Origin of the sequence: Stenotrophomonas mexicanensis, assembly GCF_032911605.1 — a bacterium.
Lineage (GTDB): Bacteria > Pseudomonadota > Gammaproteobacteria > Xanthomonadales > Xanthomonadaceae > Stenotrophomonas > Stenotrophomonas maltophilia_A.
Genome location: NZ_JAWJTG010000002.1, coordinates 153,273 through 174,382 on the forward strand (window position 1 = coordinate 153,273; position 21,110 = coordinate 174,382).

20 protein-coding genes are annotated in these 21,110 nt (G+C 61.1%); 12 read left to right on the top strand and 8 right to left on the bottom strand.

The features are described 5' to 3' along the window. Position 1: 1 nt before the first annotated feature. Positions 2 to 814, bottom strand: a complete 813-nt coding sequence (locus R1L06_RS02400; RefSeq protein ID WP_317216830.1) for an alpha/beta fold hydrolase — start codon at positions 812 to 814, stop codon at positions 2 to 4. A gap of 221 nt (positions 815 to 1,035) precedes the next feature. Between R1L06_RS02400 and R1L06_RS02405 the strand changes: the two genes are divergently transcribed. Continuing rightward, positions 1,036 to 1,515, top strand: a complete 480-nt coding sequence (locus R1L06_RS02405) for a nuclear transport factor 2 family protein (RefSeq protein WP_317216831.1) — start codon at positions 1,036 to 1,038, stop codon at positions 1,513 to 1,515. 75 nt (positions 1,516 to 1,590) lie between these two features. Continuing rightward, positions 1,591 to 1,983: an XVIPCD domain-containing protein gene (locus R1L06_RS02410; protein ID WP_317216832.1), complete on the top strand. Its 393-nt coding sequence runs from the start codon at positions 1,591 to 1,593 to the stop codon at positions 1,981 to 1,983. Between the two features lie 28 nt (positions 1,984 to 2,011). On the opposite strand, the gene R1L06_RS02415 is transcribed toward R1L06_RS02410, so the two are convergent. The 3 genes from R1L06_RS02415 to R1L06_RS02425 all read right to left on the bottom strand — a co-directional run bounded on the left by R1L06_RS02415 (position 2,012) and on the right by R1L06_RS02425 (position 5,122). Further along, positions 2,012 to 2,707: a hypothetical protein gene (locus tag R1L06_RS02415; RefSeq protein WP_046987003.1), complete on the bottom strand. Its 696-nt coding sequence runs from the start codon at positions 2,705 to 2,707 to the stop codon at positions 2,012 to 2,014. 176 nt (positions 2,708 to 2,883) lie between these two features. After that, positions 2,884 to 4,029, bottom strand: a complete 1,146-nt coding sequence (locus tag R1L06_RS02420; RefSeq protein WP_317216833.1) for a YncE family protein — start codon at positions 4,027 to 4,029, stop codon at positions 2,884 to 2,886. A 166-nt stretch (positions 4,030 to 4,195) separates the two neighbouring features. Then, complete coding sequence (locus R1L06_RS02425; RefSeq protein ID WP_317216834.1) at positions 4,196 to 5,122, bottom strand: XVIPCD domain-containing protein; 927 nt, start codon at positions 5,120 to 5,122, stop codon at positions 4,196 to 4,198. Positions 5,123 to 5,337: 215 nt separating this feature from the next. On the opposite strand from R1L06_RS02425, the gene R1L06_RS02430 reads away from it, so the two are divergent. The 7 genes from R1L06_RS02430 (at position 5,338) to R1L06_RS02460 (ending at position 13,238) form a co-directional block, all read left to right on the top strand. Then, complete coding sequence (locus R1L06_RS02430; RefSeq protein ID WP_317216835.1) at positions 5,338 to 6,207, top strand: hypothetical protein; 870 nt, start codon at positions 5,338 to 5,340, stop codon at positions 6,205 to 6,207. Positions 6,208 to 6,228: 21 nt separating this feature from the next. After that, positions 6,229 to 7,554 (top strand): XVIPCD domain-containing protein, encoded by a 1,326-nt coding sequence (locus R1L06_RS02435; protein ID WP_317216836.1) that lies wholly within the window; start codon positions 6,229 to 6,231, stop codon positions 7,552 to 7,554. 91 nt (positions 7,555 to 7,645) lie between these two features. Further along, complete coding sequence (locus tag R1L06_RS02440; protein ID WP_279938967.1) at positions 7,646 to 7,861, top strand: hypothetical protein; 216 nt, start codon at positions 7,646 to 7,648, stop codon at positions 7,859 to 7,861. A gap of 484 nt (positions 7,862 to 8,345) precedes the next feature. Further along, the gene (locus tag R1L06_RS02445; RefSeq protein ID WP_317216837.1) at positions 8,346 to 8,714 is read left to right on the top strand and encodes a hypothetical protein; all 369 of its coding nucleotides are present in this window, start codon (positions 8,346 to 8,348) and stop codon (positions 8,712 to 8,714) included. 1,114 nt (positions 8,715 to 9,828) lie between these two features. Beyond that, positions 9,829 to 10,761: an HNH endonuclease gene (locus R1L06_RS02450; RefSeq protein WP_317216838.1), complete on the top strand. Its 933-nt coding sequence runs from the start codon at positions 9,829 to 9,831 to the stop codon at positions 10,759 to 10,761. A gap of 96 nt (positions 10,762 to 10,857) precedes the next feature. Further along, a complete protein-coding gene (locus tag R1L06_RS02455) occupies positions 10,858 to 12,255 on the top strand; it encodes an ATP-binding protein (protein WP_231298652.1) in 1,398 nt (465 codons plus the stop codon). Beyond that, positions 12,252 to 13,238: an O-methyltransferase gene (locus R1L06_RS02460; protein WP_139042441.1), complete on the top strand. Its 987-nt coding sequence runs from the start codon at positions 12,252 to 12,254 to the stop codon at positions 13,236 to 13,238. The genes R1L06_RS02455 and R1L06_RS02460 overlap by 4 nt, the downstream gene beginning before the upstream one ends. Here R1L06_RS02460 and R1L06_RS02465 read toward each other — a convergent pair. Together R1L06_RS02465 and aceE are read right to left on the bottom strand one after the other, a co-directional pair. Continuing rightward, the gene (locus R1L06_RS02465) at positions 13,228 to 14,334 is read right to left on the bottom strand and encodes a DNA cytosine methyltransferase (protein ID WP_317216839.1); all 1,107 of its coding nucleotides are present in this window, start codon (positions 14,332 to 14,334) and stop codon (positions 13,228 to 13,230) included. The genes R1L06_RS02460 and R1L06_RS02465 overlap by 11 nt on opposite strands. 159 nt (positions 14,335 to 14,493) lie before the next feature. Then, the gene (aceE, locus tag R1L06_RS02470; protein WP_317216840.1) at positions 14,494 to 17,181 is read right to left on the bottom strand and encodes a pyruvate dehydrogenase (acetyl-transferring), homodimeric type; all 2,688 of its coding nucleotides are present in this window, start codon (positions 17,179 to 17,181) and stop codon (positions 14,494 to 14,496) included. Positions 17,182 to 17,749: 568 nt separating this feature from the next. Between aceE and R1L06_RS02475 the strand changes: the two genes are divergently transcribed. Together R1L06_RS02475 and R1L06_RS02480 are read left to right on the top strand one after the other, a co-directional pair. Then, positions 17,750 to 18,310, top strand: a complete 561-nt coding sequence (locus R1L06_RS02475; protein ID WP_049399094.1) for a PadR family transcriptional regulator — start codon at positions 17,750 to 17,752, stop codon at positions 18,308 to 18,310. Positions 18,311 to 18,369: 59 nt separating this feature from the next. After that, the gene (locus tag R1L06_RS02480; RefSeq protein WP_317216841.1) at positions 18,370 to 19,167 is read left to right on the top strand and encodes a siderophore-interacting protein; all 798 of its coding nucleotides are present in this window, start codon (positions 18,370 to 18,372) and stop codon (positions 19,165 to 19,167) included. A 94-nt stretch (positions 19,168 to 19,261) separates the two neighbouring features. Here the strand turns inward: R1L06_RS02480 and R1L06_RS02485 are convergent, their stop codons facing one another. After that, positions 19,262 to 19,435, bottom strand: a complete 174-nt coding sequence (locus R1L06_RS02485) for a hypothetical protein (RefSeq protein WP_317216842.1) — start codon at positions 19,433 to 19,435, stop codon at positions 19,262 to 19,264. A gap of 46 nt (positions 19,436 to 19,481) precedes the next feature. Then, positions 19,482 to 20,315, bottom strand: a complete 834-nt coding sequence (locus R1L06_RS02490; protein WP_317216843.1) for a hypothetical protein — start codon at positions 20,313 to 20,315, stop codon at positions 19,482 to 19,484. Positions 20,316 to 20,501: 186 nt separating this feature from the next. Here R1L06_RS02490 and R1L06_RS02495 point away from each other — a divergent pair, with 186 nt between their 5' ends. Next, positions 20,502 to 20,903 carry a hypothetical protein gene (locus R1L06_RS02495; RefSeq protein ID WP_317216844.1) on the top strand — a complete coding sequence of 134 codons (402 nt, stop codon included), beginning with the start codon at positions 20,502 to 20,504 and terminating at the stop codon, positions 20,901 to 20,903. Positions 20,904 to 21,110 lie beyond the last annotated feature (207 nt).

The following is a 21,110-nucleotide window of genomic DNA, read 5'->3' on the forward strand; positions in this document are numbered from 1 at the left end:
CTTACTGCTTCAGGAAGTTCAACAGCGCCAGATTGAAGTGATCAGCATGACTGGTGTTGCAGCCATGCGGCGCGCCTTCAAGGATCACCACTTCGCTGCCCGGAATGGCTCGGTGCGTGCGCTGGCCAGAACCTTCAAACGGCACGATGGCATCGCTGTCACCGTGCAGGATCAAGGTCGGCACCGTGATCTTCTTCAGGTCTTCGCGGAAGTCGGTGGTAGCAAACGCCTTCATGCACCCCAGCGCCGCGTTCTGGTCGGATTGATGGCACAGCGCGATCGCCGCCTGACGCGTCTCTTCGGTCACCATCAACTGGCCATGGGCGCTGAAGAAATCGCGGGTGAAGCCATCGAAGAACGCCTCGCGATCCTTCTCCAGACCGCTGCGCATTTCATCGGCCTTCTCCTGGGTGAGCGGGCCTTCCGGATTGTCGTCACTGCGCAGCAGATACGGCGACACAGCAGCAGCAAACACCACGCTATGCAGGCGCTCCTGACCGTGGTTGGCCACATAGCGCGCTACCTCACCGCCGCCCATCGAGAAGCCGACCAGGGTGACGTCACGCAGGTCACGCTCCTCGATCAACCCGGCCAGGTCCGCCGCCAGCGTGTCGTAGTCGTAGCCCTCGGCCGGCTTGTCGGAACGGCCGAAGCCGCGGCGGTCGTAACTGATCACCCGATGCTGCGCATCGCGCAGGATCGACACCTGTTGTTTCCAGGCATCGGCAGACAGCGGCCAGCCGTGGATCAGAATGACCGGGCGGCCGTCACCACCGGTGTCTTCAACGTGCAGGCGGATGCGGGAAGCAGGCATGGGAGCTCCTGTGGAAGGGGAGGCTTTCAGGCTATTGGCCGGCCCCTATCGCGACCGTGACGGAATCGCCGATCGCCATGACATCGCCTGCACAGGCGACGCCGCCGGAGCCGGGCCGCTAATGCGGGCATTCACTCCGAAGAAGGGCCGTTTCATCGGAAGCCGGCTGCAGCGGCCCATACGCCATGCGAGCCTGCGTGAACCACCCTTGGAGCCTCGCCATGTTGCTGCCTACCTTGCCCCTGCTGGCTGCCGGCCTCGTCGCCACAGCGCCGTCCACCGACGACCTGCGCCAACAGATCCGCCAGGCCGACACCCAGCTGTTCGCCGTCGCCTTCGAGGCCTGCGACGCCGACAAGGCCGCCGCGATGACCACCGAAGACATGGAGTTCTTCCATGACAAGGATGGCAAGTCAGCCAGCAACCGCGAGGACTTCCGCCGCAGCGTGGCCAACATGTGCAGCAATGCGCGCAAGGGCGGCTGGAGCCTGCGCCGTGAGCTGGTGGAACCTTCGCTGCAGGTGTTCCCCTTGCGCGACGAGCGGGCGCTGGAAATCGGCGACCACCGCTTCCATGAACGCGGCAAGGACGGTGTGGATCGCTGGGTGGGCCAGGCCCGCTTCATCCAGGTCTGGCGCCGCGTGGACGGGCGCTGGTTGGCCGAGCGGGTGATCAGCTACGACCATCGGCCGGCGGACTGACCCCTCGGGCGCGCTTCACGGGCCGGATCTATACTGACCGGGCCCACCACGACCCACCGCTACCGTTCGATCGCCATGGCAGAGATCACCCCCAACCACCCCGACTACGGCCTCAACCAGCAGATCCGCCAGGGCGTGGCCACACTGGACGCCCAGCATGGTCGCCCGTTCGATCAGACCAGCGAGCGCCTGACCGCCAGCCTGACCGTGCTCGCCCGCGAGCAGGGCCTGCAGCAGGTCGACCATGTGCTGGTCAGCAACGCCACGGCCAACCAGCCGGCCGGGCACAACATCTTTGTGGTGCAGGGCGACCCGGCCAATCCGGCGCACCTGCGGGCGATGATGCCGACCGCTGTGGCGGCGCAGACGCCGGTGGAGCAATCGATGCAGAAGCTGGGGCTGGGTGTACAGCAGCCGGCCGAGGCGCAGGCGCAGGAAATGCAGCATCCTGCGCCGCGGATGGGGTAAGAAGGCGCGGAGGCGGTTGCTCTCTCTGCTACTTGAACTCCGGAACGAACAGGCCTTCCCGCTTCAGGATGTCTCTGGCCTGGGTGACATAGCTGCTCACCGTCAGTCGATCCAACGGAAACATCTCGCCCTTCTTCCTCGCCGGCAACAACCTGCCTGCCTCGGCAAGACGGCGTGCTTCGTGGTCCTTCCTGGCCTTGTCCCCGCTAACATCGCCGTGGACCTTCAGCAACTGCAGCGAACAGGCATAGAACATCTGTACCTTGCAGTCGGCAATGAACGCATCCAGTGACATTGCCTTATCCTGTCCCACAAAGAACGGCCGGAACTTGTTGTAAAGCGCCTTTGCATCGCGCGGCTCCTGCGCCCGGATGTAGTCCGCCAACGTCCTGTCAACATTGGATACGTTGTGGATGTACTGATTCCTGATCTCGGCAACGGCCAGAAACAGCGTCTTCTGTTTCGTGTCGACGTATCCAAGATCGCGCAGCAGCTCGATCCTTGATGCCTGCGTCATGTTGCTGACCACTCGTCGGGCCTTCGGCTCTCCCAGCGCTTCAACGATGGCGTGGGTGAAGGTGCCTTCAACCAGCTGCGCCAGCTTCGAGGTGAAGCTCCACGAGTTCTCTTCAGCGTAGAGGTCTACGACGAACTTCTTCGAGATCCCAAGCTCTTTGCTCAGCCTCTCAAATGCCAGTTCAATGAACTTCCTGTTGTCGCTCATAACGCCCCCGTTTCAGAAGCAGTGAAGCTACAGCCGCAAGACGATTACAACAAGCGGCCACCCCCTGCTTTTGCAACACTTCCTAATCCAACGCTCTACGAGCTACAACACTGGAAATGGACCCGCTCCACGACCGACGGCCGAGGATGCGGGCCCCATCAATCCAGCGCGAACGCTTACAGCTGAATCCGCGCCACGCTCTCGTCAGCGCCCTTGTCATCCTTCTCGCCGTTCTTGATGCTCACGAACAACACGTTGTTCTTCGCATCCAGCGCCAGGCTGTTCGGGTGGGTCGGCACCGTGTAGGTGGTCACCTTCTGGTAGCTGTCACTGTTGTAGGCCGTCACCGTGCCGGCTTCGCGGTTGGTCACGTACAGGCGCTTGCGCGGTGCATCCAGCAGGATGCCCAGCGGGCCGGCATCGGTCGGGATGCTGGCCAGCTCCTTGCCGGTGCTGCGGTCGAGCACCAGCACGCGCTGGCCCGGATGCTTGCTGACCAGGCCGCTGCTCTTGGCCTGGTAGCCACGCAGGAATTCCGAGCCCTGGTCGGTCACGAACAGGCGCTTTCCGGCCGGGTCCAGCGCGATGTTCATCGGCTGCTCGGCGGCGATTTTGTGCTGTGCCACCACCTTGTTCGAATCGGTACCCACCACCACCAGATCGGCCAGCAGGTTGCTGGTGTAGACGCGCTTGTTGGCCGCATCCAGCGCCAGGCCCGGCGCCTTGGCATTGCCCAGGCCGTCGATGGTGTTGATCACCTTCAGCGTGGTGGTATCGATCACGAACAGCACGCTGCTCACATCTGGCTGGCTGCTGTGGCCGGTCACGTACAGGCGGTTGGCCGCGCTGTCGACCACCAGTTCGCGCAGGTCGTGGGTGTAAGCAGCCTTGCCGTCCTTGCCGGTCTTCTTCTCCATCAGCTGGATGGTGCCGACGGCCTTGTTCTGCGCGGTGTCGACCACGGTCACCGACAGGTCCACGGTGTTGCCCACGTACAGGCGGTTGTGGGCGTCATCCAGCACCACGCCGAACGCTTTGCGCTCCAGCGGGATGCGGGTTTCCACGGCCAGCGTGGTCGGGTTCAGGCGCAGCACCTGGGCCGGGCCAGCGTCATCGCCGAAGCCACCGGACGAGGCCACGAACACGGCATTCTGCTTCGGGCTGTAGGCCAGCTCGTACAGGCCCTTTGCCACAGCCTGGCGCTGCACGGCGGCGGTGGCACTGGCGGCGGGTGCGTTGTCGGCGAACGCGGAGGGCACGCCGAGGCTGAGCGAAACGGCAACGGCCAGGGCGGCCGAGCGGAAGAGAGGATTACGGAACATGCGAGCGTCCTTGAATGGGCACGGGAAGGTGTCCTGGCTCGCTGGGCCGTACTGCGACGGCCCGCCCCGCATCTGTCTGCGCAGGGTGGGCTGGCTGGGTAGCGGGGGAATGGTAGCAGGTGGGGGGGCGTGGCGTGCGTCTGAGCGCGTATGGCAGGCGCGCGGATTACTGCTCCTTCAAGCGCAGCGAATCGGCCACATCGGTCTTGGCCGCCACCTCGGTGGCGATGCTGGCGCGGCGGTGCCCCGGGTCGTTGCGATCGCCCTGCACGATGAAGATGCTTTCGGCGGCATGGCTGCTCTTGGTTGGCTGGCTGAGCAGCACGTGGTCCACGCGTGAGAGATTGTTCTGCTTGGCCAGCACCAGCAGGCTGGCGCTGATGCGCTGGCTGGCGGCATCGAACGGGCGGCCATGCGCGGCGTCCAGCTCGGCCACTTTCTGGATCAGCTGCGCGAACAGGCGATGGTCCGGATGCGAGGGGTCCAGCAGCGTGCCGGCCACTTCAATCGGCGTCGGCGGCGGCTCATCGCTGGCGCGGTCGCCCTGGCGATGGTGTTCGGCCTCGCGCTCGGGCATCGCATGGTGGGTTTCAGCATTCAGATCGCTACCCGGGAACGGCGCGGCGATGCACTGGATTTCCGGCAGGTTGAACAGCACCGCGAACTCGCCCAGATTGCTGCCGCCGTCCAGCGGCGCCGGCAGTGGATGCAGGCCGGCGTAATGCAGCGCGGCCCAGACGAAATCGCTGCAGCGGTTGATGGTGGCCGGGCGATCCACATCGAATTCGAACTCGGCCGGTTCCTCGGCGAAATCACGCAGGCAGCCGTAATGCTCCTCGGTGATTTCCAGAGTGCGGCTGTAGTACGGGTCCAGATGCTCTTCGGCATCGTCGTGGCGCACCTGCGCGTACTGCACGCCGGTGTGGGTTTCGCCCGGCGCCTGACGCGGCGGTGCGAAGCCGTAGCTGTGGGCCTCGTCGCCCGCCGCCACCTGCAGGTACATATGGCCGCGCGGCGAGATGCCCCCATTTTTCAGCGGGGTGCCGGGGGCGGCCAGATAAAGCGTTGCGGTGTAGCGTGTTGCCTGCTCCATGCCTGTTCAGCCTTGATGGGTGCTGCGGTCCTGGGCGGATGATGGCATAGGTGGGATGGGGGGCAGGTGGAGGAATAGAGGAGGCCGATCGCGACTTGCTGAATATGTGAGCCAGCGTGCAGTAATCGCCCTGCGCGTGAGCGAGATCCCGGCAGCGACTGGAGCTTGCCATTCCACCGTTCTATAGTCGTTTCGATCATGCAAGGGAATCGCCCATGAGCAGAGCACCGGCTTGCCGGCTTGCCTCCTTCGCCCTGGTGGCCGTGCTGAGCACCACCGCCTGCGCGAAGGCCCCATCCACGGAAAAGGACCCGAACGGAACCCCCATGTCCGAAAGCGCAACCAGCCCACGTACGGTGGGCGGACAGACCTACACGACGCAGCCGGTGGAAGCTCGGCTTGGCCCGCACCGCTTCATGTTCCCGGCCAACCTTTACTACAACCAGACGGGCCCCCTCGCCGATGGCGGCGTCATGCTCACCGTGCTCTGGCCTGATTTCGATGCAGCGCCTCCGGGCAATCGCCCGGTGCGCAGCACGCAGGACAGCCGACGGCAGGTGCTGGTCGAGCTTAGATACATCGATCGCGTTCCCATCCAGAACTATCTGGCACGTCGGTCCAGCAGTGAGGCCACCAGCGCGCCTGGATCACTGGAGCGAAGGGACCCGGTAGAGAACCTCTCGCTGCGCGTTGCACAACCCGAACGCTGGGGTTTGACGCCATATGCGATCGACCCATCGTTGATGGCAGCCTATGCGAAGGACTCGGAGGCTGCGCTGGGCAGGCCTTACGTGCACAACCCGGGGATGGAACCAGACTGGTACGTTGCCCGCTCGGCGGAGGGCCAACTGACAACGTTCATCAGCTGCGACCCGACAGACCGCATTCCTGACGGGCTCACGATTCAGGGTAAGACACTTGAACGCGCCGGCGAAGGCCAGATCGCAATGTGCCGCCATTCCATCGTGGACGTGGGCGACAGCATCGCCATCGAAATGAACTATGCACGCGTCATGCTGAGCGACTGGCAGCGTATGGAAACCAGCGTGCGTGAACTTCTGAGCCGATATCGCGTTCAGCCGTAAACCGCATCTCAAGGATGAACCATGAGCGGACTTACCGATAAGGACATTCGTGTCCTGTCCTCCTACGCGAAGGAGGGAAATCGCGAGCTGTATTGGAACTATCTCGCGCAGCTTCCCGACAATGATGGCTACGGACTGCTGGCGTTGGGTGTTGTGCGCAACGACAGCCTCCCCGGCCGGGTGGCCAACAGCTTTGCAACCGCCGTTGCCGATCAACAGGCCACGCTGTTCGGCAACGAGAAGAACGTAGCGTTCACCGAGCGCAGGCAAGAAACCTTCGGCCAGGATCTGATCAGGAATGACTTGGCGGAGCGCAGAAGTTGGGTGGAGGCCGGCAGGCCCGATCTGGCACTCAACCTGCCCTACACGAGCACGCTCAAATCCCACGATGTTTCGTTCGAAAGGAACGACCTCAATGTGAACTGCTGGACGCCGCGCTTGCTGCTGGTGTCTACGGAGCATAAGCGCGGCGAGCAGGCAGCCGAGAAAGTCTGGCAGAACATGCTGGACAACAGCGCTGCAGGCGCATTCCGTGCCGGCAAGACGGCGGTCAGCGTGCACCTGGATATGCCGCAGCCTGCCGGGCATTTCTACTTCGTTGAGCTGAGCAAGTTCGAGGGCGCGGCACTCCTGCAGCGCGACGCCGTCGATCCGAACGTGATTGGCACCAGGTTCGACTATCACAGCTACGACCCCAAGGACGGCAGCTGGAACCGCACAGTGGGCGTTCCCCCACTCGACAGAACAACCAAAGAGACCGATCCCGCCGAGATTTCCGCGTTGAACGAGACCCGCGAGGTTCGCCTGGAACGCGAGGCCAAGGCGAAGCAGTTTCATCCTGAAGATCCCTACAGAGAGATCGCCAAGAGTCCACGTGTGGTGTCTACGCAGGAGCCCGAGCCTCTCTTTACGGAAGGACGCCGAATCGCGGCGATAGAGCCAGGCAGCCCGGACTACGCGCTCCATCAACAGATTCGCCAGGGCGTCGCTGCACTGGACGAGAAGCACGGCCGCCCCTTCGACGCGACCAGCGAGAACCTCGCGGCCAGCCTGACGGTGAAGGCACGCGAGCAGGGTCTGGAACAGGTAGACCATGTGGTGCTCAGCAACGCCACGCCCAATCAGCCCGCGGGTCACACGATCTTTGTTGTACAAGGCGACCTATCTGACCCCGCCCACCTGCGTGCAGGCATGCCCACTGCCGCGGCTGCACAAACGCCGGTGGCTGATTCGCTGCAGCAACTGGCTGTGCTTGGCGACCAACGCGAGCTCGCCCGTCAGAATGAGCAGCAGGCGCTGGATGCACGTACTCAGGAGCAGCAGAGCCACGCCATGCGCATGGGCTGAGCCTCCAGATTGAGGCGGCCTCTCTCGGGGCCAAAGGTCGCGGCCCCTGAGACCTCCCCAGGTCATCCTCACCTGCTTCGGGAGGATGACCATGACCAAGATCGACCCTGCATGGCTGGAAGCCTTCGACAAGGAGCTCCTCCACCTGTTCGCCATCGACCATCGCGATGCCGGCATGGATGAGTACCTGCTGGGCTGCTATGCGGACCTTCCACCACGCGAGGCGGCGTTGGCGTTCGGCAGCGACTACGACCTGGAGCGCGACGATGCGCTGTGGCCACGGCCGGGAGTGGCGCTGCAAAGTTAAGCTGTGTCGCAATCGGCACACTTCGGATCGCAGCCCTTCGGGCGGATTGTCGCTTTTGAGACCCCGACCCTCTGCAAACCGTGCTATTCAATGCGCATTCCGGCGGTAACTTAACACCGGCCGAAACCACTGCACCGCAATGGTTCTGCCACGCGTTCGCCATGCAACAATGCCGTAAGCGTCAGCATTTGCGGCCTCTGCGGCCTGCGGTTTCTTGGCATCTCGCAACCATGCGAGTACACCTTGGCGTGCCACCGGAAAAGGGTGGCGCGGGACTCGAAAACCCGTCTCTGTACCAGATGTATGCGCTTGCCGGCCGGCGTCACCTTTTGTGTGGCGCCGGCTGGCAATCCGTTCGCGTTCCATGGCGGGCGGTGCGTGGGGATCTTCGGATCCGCCGGTCTGGTACATACCGGTTTTCGAGCCCGCACCGTCCGCCACCTTTATCGGTGGCGGTGCTATCTGTCCTGTACGGAGCATTGCCATGAACACATCGGACTTCCGTTCCCTGCACGCGCAGTACGATCCGGACAACGCCGAAGCCGAGCGCGAACCTTCCGTCGATCCCAACGCCTTCGTCGCCACGCTGCGGCGCATTGGAACCGGTGCAGCTGCGGACGGCCAGCCTTGGCCGGAGCGGCATCAATTGCCTGGGCGGTGTCTTCAGTTGGCGGATGCGGATTGCGCGCTGGCGGGGCTGCGCGTGGTGGCGGAGCTGATGCTGGCTGCGGAGCGGACTCGGCAGAATGGCGCGCCCGAGGAGTACCTGGGGGATCGGGTGATGGAAGGGTTGAAGATGGCTTGTGTGGCGTTGACTGCGCAGGTGGCTGAGCGGTTGCAGGTGCGGGGATAGAACGCGACGATCACAGATTCAGGAGCAACTTGTGAGGCCCGCTGACGAGCTTGTGCGATCATCGACGTTCCCTCACAGCATAGAGCTGCAGGGCCTCCCACAAGTGTCCGCGACACATCCTTGCTCTCGTGGCAGCGCTGATAGACGCATCACTCGTCATCTTCATCTAGCCAAGGCTGGGCCTGAGCTCGTGACTTAGCCCCGGTCTCCGAGTTTGAGATTGTGACCTCATCTGGAGAAACTACGCGTCTAGTGGATGAAGCTAGGCGCTGGTAGCTTCCGAGGTCGCATCTTCGAGCTGATGCGTCAGGTCGAGTCATTCCCGATGGTGAGAGATTCACCAGCGCGGGTTCTAAGCATAGACCTGAAGGCCTGCATGTCCGAGGCGCCTCGCTCGAAGTCTCCTTTGCAACGTCGGAGAAGTTGACTGACTGGTGCGCGAAGTACATCCAGGGTACCTGCACCACACGTGAGCTCCCTAGTTGGCAGCCATGCGCTTGTCATCCATGATCTGCATCCTGCTTCTATACTTAGCCACCGCGGCTACACGTCACTGAGCATCGTTGCGTACACGCGCGATAGCAGATCGACGCTCAGCCAATGTCGACTTCGCTGCCGGCTGTGGTTTGGCCGGGCTCTTCCTGCGTGAAGCGCGAAGCAGCAAAGCCCCTTCATCCTAAATCCTTCACTTGTGGCTCGCCGCGTACCAGGCAGCACCCGCGTGCCGGGAATACTCACCCGGGACGCTGTGAGCAAGGGTGTCCCGTTCCGAGGAAGACCATGCGGCATCCGAGCAGTAAGTCCATAGGTTTGCTCGGGGCACTCAACCCAGAAATCGGTCCTTTCTCCTCCCGGCGCCATCCCCGCATTTAGAGATTGTGCCGGAACTGGATTGTCACCTAGACATGGGCCGCGAACCGCTATGCAGACCGGTTCATTGCTTAATGTAGTAGTCGTTCAACACGCTACCACTTACGGCGCCCCCCCCGCGTTCTTCGCACAGATGACCCCTGAGCATCACTACTGGCGTGGTACGAATCAACCGAGCCGGTGCCAATCATGACTTCATATGTCGTAACAGGCCTGCTAGCCTTGCCATCCAACAGGAGGGCATGTGGCCAAGGCAATTTTCACTTCTTCCGAGATATCTCCATATCGGGATCTCAAGGAGCAGTGGTATCACTTCTCAAAGAACTTGCTTGCCCGGGTGCAAGAGACTATAGGTGACTGGGTCATTTTCTATGAGCCCCGGCGAAATAGCGGCCCAAGCAGCTCCGGAGGAACTCAAGCCTATGTTGCTCTCGCGCGCGTTGTACGCATTCGTCCAGACCCCACTGCAGCGAATTACTATTTCGCCGATCTTGCGGAGTACATTGAGTTCGACCATCGGGTTCCCTTCAAATATGAAGGGCACTACTTCGAATCTGCGCTTCGAAAAGCCGATGGATCTACGAACAAAGGAGCATTCGGGCAATCCGTTAGAGTCATACCAGATTGCGAATTCCACACCATATGCAACCTTGGATTCAAGAGCTCGCTGTCTCTGATTGATTCCGATGACCGGACCAATAATGCGGATGCTCACTATCCGGGAGATGTCAAACGCACGATCGCCACTACAACAGTGAGCCGTGCCGTAAGGGACGCTTCATTTAGGAAGCGCGTCCGCCATGCATATGGAAACCGCTGTGCATTCACCGGACTCATGTTGCTTGATCGACTTGGAAATCCTGAGGTTGAGGCAGCGCACATTCGGCCGGTATCAAAAAATGGACCGGATACAATGAGTAACGGGATCGCATTAACAGGAACTGTCCATTGGATGTTCGACGCCGGCATCGTTTCAATTGATGAAGATCATCGAATTCTCTTGGGTAGCAACTGCGCCTCTCTTTTCCATTTGACGAGTCTGTTCCCCGATGACGGAAGAGTATGCCTGCCACGACTTCCGGACGAGAGACCTCATCGTAGGTACCTGGAGTGGCACCGTAAGAAGGTCTTTAAATCAGAAAATCTCGACAATGAATTACCCCTTGAATTGCCATGAAAACTGACACCAGCATGGGCTTGTAGGAATTTCCCTACAGCACCAACTGTGACTAGATGTCAGAATGGCCGCTCAGCTGTCCAACAGGGGACCAAATTGAGCACCGCACAAGCCTTTCCGGCAAAGCGTTTCTTCGTCGACATGCTCGTTAGAGATATCGAACTAAAGGACGCTATATTGGACCTTCTCGACAATTGCGTCGATGGTGTTATGCGATCTCCAACTCAACCAGAAGATCCGGCGATCCCGTACGCTGGCTATTGGGCCAGGATTGAGTTTAACGAAAACTCCTTCACCATCAAAGATAATTGCGGCGGAATACCTTTCGAGATCGCAGAGGAAAGCGCATTTCGTCTTGGACGAAAGAACGCGGAGCTAGACGCAGAGCTACCCACTGTGGGTCTTTACGGCATCGGAATGAAACGAGCCATTTTCAAGATGGGAACTTCAGCCCGAATTAAAAGCGAAAGATCGGACAAATCATTCTACGTAGATATCACTCCGGAATGGATGCTGGATGATGACACCTGGACTTTCGACATGGTTGAAATTCCGAACCCAGAGGAATTGTCGTTCGGAACCACCATACGCATTGGAAATCTTCGACCAGCGATATCCAATAGTTTTTCACGTGATGAGTTTCTGAATGAATTCAGAGAGGCCGTGCGGGCTTACTACGGATACATCATTGAGAAGGGATTTAAGGTCTTCATCAATGATGTCGAAGCAGATTCACGGAAGATCAAACTAATTCTGGAAGACAATCCGGATGACTCAGGTCAAAGCATCGCCCCATACATCTACAGGCGAGAGGGCCAGCCTGATGGTGTGGACGTCCACCTTTCCGTGGGGCTTTATAGAAACTCCCTAAGCGACGAAGAGGAAGAGCAGGAACTGGAAGGTCGGGCTTCTTCCGAGAGCGCTGGCTGGACAATTATCTGCAATGACCGTGTGGTTCTTCATGCCGACAAGTCTCGGCTTACCGGCTGGGGAGAATCAGGCGTTCCGTCTTATCACACTCAGTTTGTTGCGATCGCAGGAACGGTTGTATTTAGATCAAATGATCCATCCAAACTTCCACTGACGACAACTAAACGCGGCGTGGATGCCAGCAGTGAAATTTATCTTCAAGTAAAAGATTTCATGCGGGACGGCCTTAAACTCTTTACAAACTATACTAACAAATGGAAGAAGCGCCCTACTGAACGAAAGGAACGCGAGTCCCAGACGGAGTCCGTGTCGCTTTTGCTTCCTGAGGAAATTGTGAAGAACGGCAGCCTGAAGTTTACTACCGTTCGAAAGACTATTGGCGGCGAGCAGTTTAGGCCCGCATTACCGGCACCTGAATCATTCACTGATCAGTGGATAAGATTCTCAAGGCCGAAGTCAGAAATTGAGGCACTTTCTGATCTCTACTTCGGCACGACAGATGCGAAGCCATCCGAGGTTGGGGAGGAGTGCTTCTCTCGAGCCGTGAGGGAACTCAGCAAATGAGTGGAGGGAACATCGCCTATCATCTGCGGCCAAATAAGGCGGCTGACAGAGCTCTCTTCCTGGATTTGCTCAATCGGATTGGAAGAACATCCTTCAACATATCCGATTACAAATATTATGGATTCGGCGGCCCATTCATGGAGGATTTCCGGGCGATACATGCTGCGACCAGGATTTCGGACATGACATGCATTGAGCGAGATGCCACCGTTCAGGCCAGGCAACGCTTCAACTGCCCTCTCAGCTGCGTCAGCTTCCAACTAACTGACTCTTCAACCTTCATATCTGAATTTAGCTCTGACTCACCATCGGTCGTATGGCTCGACTTTACTTCTCCCGGCGAGCTTAAGCAGCAGCTTGATGACACGTTTAATCTCGTTAACAAGCTCGCTCACGGGGATATCTTTAGAGTTACCCTCAATGCGTCGGTATCTGCGCTTCGAGAGGACAGCGGCAACCTGAAGCAGGATGAATTAGTTGCTCTCCGGCGAAGAGTGTTTATTGATCGATCTGGGATAGACTGTCCAACTACGATTAAGGACTCCGACTTTCGAGCGAATCAGTACCCAACCATTCTCCTGCAGGCACTTAAACTCGCCGCAATTCGTGCCACTAACCACTCCCCACTGGTGGTCCAACCGTTATCAGCCTTCACCTATTCCGACGGAACCACGATGCTAACCGCAACAGGAATCGTTCTGGACTCCTCAAAATTGAAAATTGAAGAATTCCCCATTGATAGCCGGATTGCCCACTGGCCCTTTGCAAATACTGACTGGAAGTATCCACACGAAATCGACCTTCCTACGCTCTCCAGTAGAGAGCGCCTGGCACTTGAATCACTCCAACCAAATGGAACAGTTGATGCGGCTAGAAATATTCTAAAAGATGCGATTGGCCCAGACGGCATCACGGAGAAAGCAGTACGGTCATATGGAACTTTCTACCGCATCTATCCAGAGTTCGTCCGGATTAACGCTTAAGGGCATTGAAGATTACCGAAAGAACTCTCTCAGCGACAATCGGACTCACGCTATTCCCGATCTGTCGGAATGAGTGCCACTTGGTCGGATGAAACAAGAACCAATCAGGAAAGCCCTGTAGTCTCGCCGCTTCACGCGGCGAAATTACTCGGGGATGCCTTGGGTGAATGGGCCTAACAGCCTGATAGCTTCCCTTATCAGAGTTGGTTCCCGCTCTGATCGTTGGGCATAGTCCCTTCGGATCTAAGCGAGGAGACCTGTAGACCTTGTCCACCTCACCTGGTCTAAGTTTGGAGAATCGCGCGACTGTCTCGTCAGAATGTCGGGTTCCAAGGAAGCCAGAAACGAGGTTTTTGGCAGAGTGCAGCACCGCCTCTCTGTTACCGACGCCAGGTGGGATCACCCCCCTCGCGCGCTCATGAAATTGACTAGAAGTTACTGGCTTTATCTTTCGCCAGCTTTGACTCTCCTCCTGCCAATCCGCACTAACATTTGGAAGCCCTTTTAGCGCATCTGATACTGTCGTTCCCTGCCACTCCGAACTAGGAGAAAATGACTCCACAGACAAATCAGAAATTTTCTTCGGATCAAAGCCAATGAAGAACACACGAGTTCTAGTCGTTGGCGCACCAAATGTGCTTGCCCTAATTTTAATGGGCGCAAGCAAAGTGTAATTTGAAGGAATCTGGCCTAACGCCTGACGCACAAAGTCAGCACTTGCTCCGTTGAGAATTCCAGGAACATTCTCGGCCACGTAGAAGGCCGGCCGCGTTTCAGCTACCAGCCTGAAAAAATGCATGAAAAGCTGATTGCGAGGATCTAGCTCATCGCGCCTACCAATCAGACTAAAACCTTGGCAAGGCGGCCCGCCGATCAACCCGGAAAGCTCTCTTTGGTTTAACTTGCATCTTTTTAGCAACTCAGCTCCACTGAGATTTCCCACGTCCTCCAAGAGATGCTGAGTCTGCGGAAAATTTAGTGCATGATACTCGGCTGCAATTGGATCAATCTCGACACTTCCTGCGACATGAAATCCAGCCCTGGCCGCGCCGAGGCTTAGCCCGCCAACTCCGGAAAATAGATCAATAACGTTCAAGTTGCCCATTGGTGGGGATAGCGCCGTTCGTTCTGAAGCAGAATATTGGAAGAACCTATGCCTTCGACGTGAAACGTCTGGGGAAAGGCCCAATACGCAAATGAATTTGCATAAAGAAGAAGCGGCCCAAAGGCCGCCTCTCTTAAATCACAGTGGGAATCAAACCCCAACAGGATTAGCCTTCTCCGGATCAATCTTGTACTGCTTGATCGCCCGGGCCACATCCTTCGCGGTCATCTTCCCTTCCTTCGCCAGCGCCGCAATCGCGGCATGCGCGATGTAGTACCGATCCACCTCAAAGAACCGGCGCAGGTTCGCACGCGTATCCGAACGGCCGAAACCATCCGTACCCAGCACCGTGTAGCTCATCGGCACGAACGCGCGGATCTGGTCCGCATACGCACGCACGTAGTCGGTGGCGGCAATCGCCGGGCCCTGGCGGCCTTCCAGCAGTTCGGTCACGTAGGCCTTGCGCTGCTCACCTTCCGGATGCAGGCGGTTGGCACGTTCCACGTCGAAACCATCGCGACGCAGTTCGTTGAAGCTCGGGCAGCTCCAGATATCGGCGGTCACGCCGAAGTCCTTGTCCAGCAGCTCGGCGGCGGCAATGGCTTCGCGCAGGATGGTGCCCGAACCCAGCAGCTGCACGCGCAGCTCGCCCTTCTTCGGCTTGCCGGCGTCGGTCAGCAGGTACATGCCCTTGACGATGCCTTCGGCCGCGCCTTCCGGCATTTCCGGGTGGGTGTAGTTCTCGTTCATCAGGGTGACGTAGTAATACTCGTCCACCTGGTCTTCCATCATGCGCTTGGTGCCGTGCTGCAGTACCACGGTCACTTCGAAGCCGAAGGTCGGGTCGTAGCTGCGCACGTTCGGGATGCCACCGGCCACCAGATGGCTGAAGCCATCTTCGTGCTGCAGGCCTTCACCGTTCAGCGTGGTGCGGCCGGCGGTGCCACCCAGCAGGAAGCCGCGGGTACGCATGTCCGCTGCCTGCCAGGCGATGTCGCCCACGCGCTGGAAGCCGAACATCGAGTAGTAGATGTAGAACGGCAGCATCGGCACGTTGCTGACCGAGTAGCTGGTACCGGCGGCCATCCACGAGCTGATCGCACCCGGCTCGCTGATGCCCTGCTGCAGCACCTGGCCGCTCTGGTCTTCGCGGTAGAACATCAGCTGGTCGGCATCGACCGGCTTGTACTTCTGGCCGAACGGCGCGTAGATGCCGATCTGGCGGAACAGGCCTTCCATGCCGAAGGTACGGGCTTCGTCGGCCACGATCGGCACGATGTGCGGACCCAGCTCCTTGTCACGCAGGGTGATGTTCAGGCTCTGCACGAAGGCCATGGTGGTGGAGTAGCTGCGCTCGCCGCTGCTCTTCAGCAGGCGCTCGTAGCTTTCCAGCTTCGGTGCCACGAAGGTCTTGTCGGCCTTGCGGCGGCGCTGCGGCAGGTAACCGCCCAGCGCGGCGCGGCGTTCCTGCAGGTACTGCACTTCCGGCGAATCCGGGCCCGGGTGGTAGAACGGCACCTGGCCGTCGGCCAGCTGCGCGTCGGTCACCGGAATGTTGAAGCGGTCGCGGAAGTGGCGCACCGCTTCGTCGTCCAGCTTCTTGGTCTGGTGGGTCGGGTTCAGTGCTTCACCGGCGCTGCCCATGCCGTAACCCTTCACGGTCTTGGCCAGGATGACGGTCGGCATGCCCTTGGTGTTCACGGCCTGGTGGTAGGCGGCGTACACCTTGTGCGGGTCGTGGCCACCACGGTTCAGGCGCCAGATGTCGTCGTCGCTGAGGCCGGCGACCATCGCAGCGGTTTCCGGGTACTTGCCGAAGAAATGCTCGCGGGTATACGCGCCGCCGAAGGCCTTGCAGTTCTGGTATTCGCCGTCGACGGTTTCCATCATCAGCTTCTTCAGGACGCCGTCGCTGTCCTTGGCCAGCAGGGCATCCCAGTAACCGCCCCACAGCAGCTTGATCACGTTCCAGCCGCCGCCACGGAACACGCCTTCCAGTTCCTGGATGATCTTGCCGTTGCCGCGCACCGGGCCGTCCAGGCGCTGCAGGTTGCAGTTCACCACGAAGATCAGGTTGTCCAGGCCTTCACGGCCGGCCAGCGCGATGGCACCCAGGGTTTCCGGCTCGTCGCTCTCGCCGTCGCCGATGAAGCACCACACCTTGCGGTCGGACTTCTCGATCAGGCCACGGTTTTCCAGGTAGCGCATGAACTGCGCCTGGTAGATGGCGGCCAGCGGGCCCAGGCCCATCGACACGGTCGGGGTCTGCCAGTACTCCGGCATCAGCCACGGGTGCGGGTACGAGGACAGGCCACCGCCGTCCACTTCCATGCGGAACTTGTCCAGCTGCTCTTCGCTGATGCGGCCTTCCAGGAAGGAACGCGCGTAGATGCCCGGGGCGCTGTGGCCCTGGATGAACAGCAGGTCGCCCGGGTGGCTCTCGCTGGGGGCGCGCCAGAAGTGGTTGAAGCCCACGTCGTACAGGGTGGCGCCGGAGGCGAACGAGGCGATGTGGCCGCCCAGGTCACCCGGCTTGCGGTTGGCGCGGACCACGGTGGCCATCGCGTTCCAGCGGATGATCGAACGGATGCGCCATTCCAGCTCGGCATTGCCCGGGCTCTTGGCCTCGAGCTGCGGCTCGATGGTGTTGACGTACTCGGTGGTGGGAGAGAACGGCAGGTAGGCGCCCGAACGACGGGTCAGTTCCACCATGCCTTCCAGCAGCTGATGCGCGCGCTCGGAGCCCTCGACATCAATAACGGCCTTCAACGACTCGATCCACTCCTGGGTTTCCACAGGATTCGGGTCGTTGTTCAGCACCTCGTTCAACCAGTTCATTAGCGCTCCCATAACCGCACGCACGCGCGCGACTGTTGTATAGATTTCTAGACCGCAAAGTGTAGCGCACCAAGGGCTTTCGTCACTTGGCTACGCAGGCGTATGGATGCAACCGGCCAGTGTCCGCAAGGGGCTTGCCGGGCCCGCTGAAGGCCCTGCGGCGGGCCTTGTTGGCTGCGCGGGCTGTCGCTTGCGGGCCGCTGCGCCCATGTGCAGGACGCAGTGTTACCGCTGCCGATGACGGTTGTAGGGCAGCGCCATGCCCACCTGTATCGGCTCCGCGTGCTGGCGCTGAACGGGCGACAACGTGTCGCACCTGCCTCTGGATCGCCCCCCGCCCTGCCCTCAGGGTAGGCCTCGAGTGTTGGCCTCGCCCGCTTCGGTCCGCCGTCTGGCCCTGCCTCACTCCCTTCCACAGTGTTGCCCGGGGCGCCTCGCAAGGGGCGCCCCTTTTGCTGTGGGCGGGGCCGGCCGTGGCCCAAAACTGACCTGCTTGTGGCCGGATCGATGATTGTCGGCTTCGATATATCGATATATCGTTTACACACTCGTTTACCGATATATCGAAATGAGCCGTACCGCTTCTCCCAGAGCCCGTTCCACCAATCCGGAAGTGCCACGCCGCAACGGCCAGCCGCGGGTGCTCAGCCGCGGCGACCTGCGCCTGCTGGTGCTGGCCCTGATCGGCGAGCAGCCGCGCCACGGCTACGAGCTGATGCAGCTGATCAGCAACCAGTTCATGCAGGCCTACACGCCCAGCGCCGGCACCATGTACCCGCTGCTGGCCAGCTTCGAGCAGGCCGGCTGGATCGAGGCCGAGGAAGTGGACGGCAAGCGGATCTTCCGCATCACCACCGCCGGCGAGTTCGAGCTGAAGGTGCAGCGCACCCAGGTGCGGCTGGCGCAGCGACGCGCCTTCGACCGTGCCCGCGAGATCACCAAGGCCTCGCTGCCGCCACCGCTGGCCGGTGCCCTGCGCGAGTTCAAGCGGGCGCTGGTGCATCACCACGGCCGCTGGGCCGAGGGCGAGGCGGAAGAAGTAGCGGCGCTGCTGACGCGGGCGTCCGCGCTGCTCAACGGTACGGCCGGTAGCGAGAGCCAATCCTTTTCAACGACCCAGCCAGACTGACTCCAGCCAGGTCGCCCCTACGCCGCGCGCCCCCGCGCGACACCTTTACAGGTAACCCCATGACCGAACACAACAACACGCGCCTGCGCCTGGATGTGCGCTTCCGTGAACTGACCGTGCTGCGCACCGAAGAGGTCACCCCGCACATGCGCCGCATCGTGCTGGGCGGCGCCGAGCTGGCCGGTTTCGATTCGCCCGGCGCCGACGACCACATCAAGCTGTTCTTCCCCAATGCCAGCGGCGAGATGGTGCTGCCGGTGGTCACTGCCGAAGGCCGCAGCTATCCGGCCGGCAAGGAGCCCTCACCGGCCCGCGACTACACCCCGCGCTGGTGGGACCATGAAACCGGCGAGCTGGCCATCGACTTCGTGCTGCACGACCAGGGCATTGCCGGGCCGTGGGCCGAGCAGGCGCAGGCTGGCGACGTACTGGTGATCGGCGGCCCGCGCGGCTCGTTCGTGGTGGCCGACAGCTACGACGCCTATGTGCTGATCGGCGATGAAACCGCGCTGCCGGCCATCGCCCGCTGGCTGGACGTGCTGCCGGAGGATGCCGAGGTGCAGGCCTTCATCGAAGTGAGCGATGAAGCCGAACGCCAGGACCTGCCGCAGTACGAGAACGTGCGTATCCACTGGCTGGAGCGCAATGGCTTTCCGGCGGCCAGCAGCACGCTGCTGGAAGACATGCTGACCGACTTCGAGGCACCGGACGGCGATGTCTTCTACTGGATCGCCACCGAATCGCGCCGCGCCCGGATGATGCGCAAGTTCATCGAAGGCCACCTGGGCGTGCCGCGCGACTGGATCCGTTCCACCGGCTACTGGAAGGCCCACCCGGACGAAACCGACGGCGATTGACCGGGCAGCCGGTGGGTGCGGCCCCTGCTTGGTGGGTGCGGACCGTTGGTCCGCACGCCCTGCAACAGGTAGTGCCGGCCGCTGGCCGGCAACCTCATGAACCTTCGGCATGAACCTGCAGTTGCCGGCCAGCGGCCGGCACTACCGCGTTGGATGCCACCTGCAGCGCGAAGATCAGCAGCGGCAGCAGCCCGAAACCCGCACGCATCGCGCTGCGCGCGATGAGTCGAGCATGGCTCGACTCTACAGGGGCTCCGCCGCCGCTCATGCACCTTCTTGCCTGGCTGGGTAGTGCCGGCCGCTGGCCGGCAACCTCATGAACCTTCGGCAGGAACCTGCAACTGCCGGCCAGCGGCCGGCACTACCGCGTTGGATGCCACCTGCCGCGTCCACCCGAACCGCTGCGCGGCCCAGATCTCCAGCGCCACCAGCAGCGCGATGATCAGCGACGGCAACAGCAGCCCGAAGTACACGCCGGGCATCATGCCGTTGATCTGCGCCTTCACCAGCCGCAGCACGCCACGGGTGTGCAGCAGCTCATCCACATGCATGGTCAGCGCCTCGCGCACCACCTTCGGCTCGAGACCAATCGTGCCGGCCTTGTCCACCAGCGTGTCTTCCACCATGCCGCGCAGCAGCCCTTCGCGCACTTTGCCGATCACCCAACCGGTGCCGCGCGCCAACGGGCCGTTGCCAAGACGGTCGAGGCCGGGCAACGGGTGTTCGCTGAGATAGGCCGAGGCAATGGTGTCGGCGACATCACCCACCGAGCCCTGGCTGCGCAACGCCTCGCGCATGCGCGGGTCGTCCAGCGAATCGGTGAAGCCTTCGCTCCAGCCTTCCACCAGGGTCTGCAGGTGCGGCTGGAAATGATCGAGCTGCTTGAACAGCGCGCGATGCGCACCAGCAGTGAAGCCCAGCTGCAGGCCGAAGAAGGCGGTGGCCAGCGGCAGCACCACCACATAGCTGGCCAGCAGCCAGTGATGCCAGCGCTTGCGCCGCTGCAACCAACCACGGTGGTGCAGCCAGCGCCAGCCGAGGATGCCCAGCACCAGGCCAAGCAACGTGCCGAGCACGCTGCCGCCCACCAGATCGAGCACGCTCAGGCCCGACCAGAATTCGTTCAACCAGTACTGCGTGTCCTGCATGGATCTTCCTTCCGTGGGTGATACGGCGGGGCCATTGTAGGGGCCTGCCCACGCTCGGCTGCTCTCTGCCCTCGGTGGGTGCGGACCGTTGGTCCGCACATTCCCATGCGATTGCCGGCCGATGGCCGGCACGACCGAGCCGGCAATGCGACAATCGCGCTCCTTTCCTGCAGCAACGAGGGCCACATGGCCAAACTGACCCTGGCCAGCGTGGATGCGCTGCGTACCCGCTTTGCCGATGACGCCGCCTGCGACGCGGCACTGGCCGCCTTCGCCGACACCGCTGCCCTGCGCGTACCGCTGCGTGAGCTGGTGGAAGCACAACACCGCTACCTGCAGGCCGAATTCGAAGTGGCGCAGGTGGCCGATGTGCTGCGCCGCGACCAGAAGTACGCGCCGGTGGGTCGGCCTTCGATCAACATCGTGCAGCTGCGCAAGCAGCAGGCCGCGACCAAGCAGGCGGCACTGATCGCACGCCAGGTCGTGGCGCAGGCGGCGCAGACCTTCGTGCGGGTGAGCGGGATGACGGTGAAGGCCAAGCAGAGCCCGAGCGAAGCGTGCGTGGCATGGTTGGGCGCGCTGCGCTGAACACGCGTATCCGGTAGTGGCCAACCTTGGTTGGCCCGCGGAGTGCTCGTGTGCCAACCAAGGTTGGCACCTACCAAAGCACTCTCCGGCCCTGCATGAACTGGTAGTGGCCAACCTTGGTTGGCCCGCGAAATGCTCGTGTGCCAACCAACGTTGGCACCTTCCAAAGCACTCTCCGGCCCTGCATGAACCGGTAGTGGCCAACCT

Coding starts and splice junctions, on each gene's coding strand:
- R1L06_RS02400 (WP_317216830.1), bottom strand. CDS start 814: ATGCCTGCTTCCCGCATCCGCCTGCACGTTGAAGACACCGGTGGTGAC.
- R1L06_RS02405 (WP_317216831.1), top strand. CDS start 1,036: ATGTTGCTGCCTACCTTGCCCCTGCTGGCTGCCGGCCTCGTCGCCACA.
- R1L06_RS02410 (WP_317216832.1), top strand. CDS start 1,591: ATGGCAGAGATCACCCCCAACCACCCCGACTACGGCCTCAACCAGCAG.
- R1L06_RS02415 (WP_046987003.1), bottom strand. CDS start 2,707: ATGAGCGACAACAGGAAGTTCATTGAACTGGCATTTGAGAGGCTGAGC.
- R1L06_RS02420 (WP_317216833.1), bottom strand. CDS start 4,029: ATGTTCCGTAATCCTCTCTTCCGCTCGGCCGCCCTGGCCGTTGCCGTT.
- R1L06_RS02425 (WP_317216834.1), bottom strand. CDS start 5,122: ATGGAGCAGGCAACACGCTACACCGCAACGCTTTATCTGGCCGCCCCC.
- R1L06_RS02430 (WP_317216835.1), top strand. CDS start 5,338: ATGAGCAGAGCACCGGCTTGCCGGCTTGCCTCCTTCGCCCTGGTGGCC.
- R1L06_RS02435 (WP_317216836.1), top strand. CDS start 6,229: ATGAGCGGACTTACCGATAAGGACATTCGTGTCCTGTCCTCCTACGCG.
- R1L06_RS02440 (WP_279938967.1), top strand. CDS start 7,646: ATGACCAAGATCGACCCTGCATGGCTGGAAGCCTTCGACAAGGAGCTC.
- R1L06_RS02445 (WP_317216837.1), top strand. CDS start 8,346: ATGAACACATCGGACTTCCGTTCCCTGCACGCGCAGTACGATCCGGAC.
- R1L06_RS02460 (WP_139042441.1), top strand. CDS start 12,252: ATGAGTGGAGGGAACATCGCCTATCATCTGCGGCCAAATAAGGCGGCT.
- aceE (WP_317216840.1), bottom strand. CDS start 17,181: ATGAACTGGTTGAACGAGGTGCTGAACAACGACCCGAATCCTGTGGAA.
- R1L06_RS02475 (WP_049399094.1), top strand. CDS start 17,750: ATGAGCCGTACCGCTTCTCCCAGAGCCCGTTCCACCAATCCGGAAGTG.
- R1L06_RS02480 (WP_317216841.1), top strand. CDS start 18,370: ATGACCGAACACAACAACACGCGCCTGCGCCTGGATGTGCGCTTCCGT.
- R1L06_RS02485 (WP_317216842.1), bottom strand. CDS start 19,435: ATGAGCGGCGGCGGAGCCCCTGTAGAGTCGAGCCATGCTCGACTCATC.
- R1L06_RS02490 (WP_317216843.1), bottom strand. CDS start 20,315: ATGCAGGACACGCAGTACTGGTTGAACGAATTCTGGTCGGGCCTGAGC.
- R1L06_RS02495 (WP_317216844.1), top strand. CDS start 20,502: ATGGCCAAACTGACCCTGGCCAGCGTGGATGCGCTGCGTACCCGCTTT.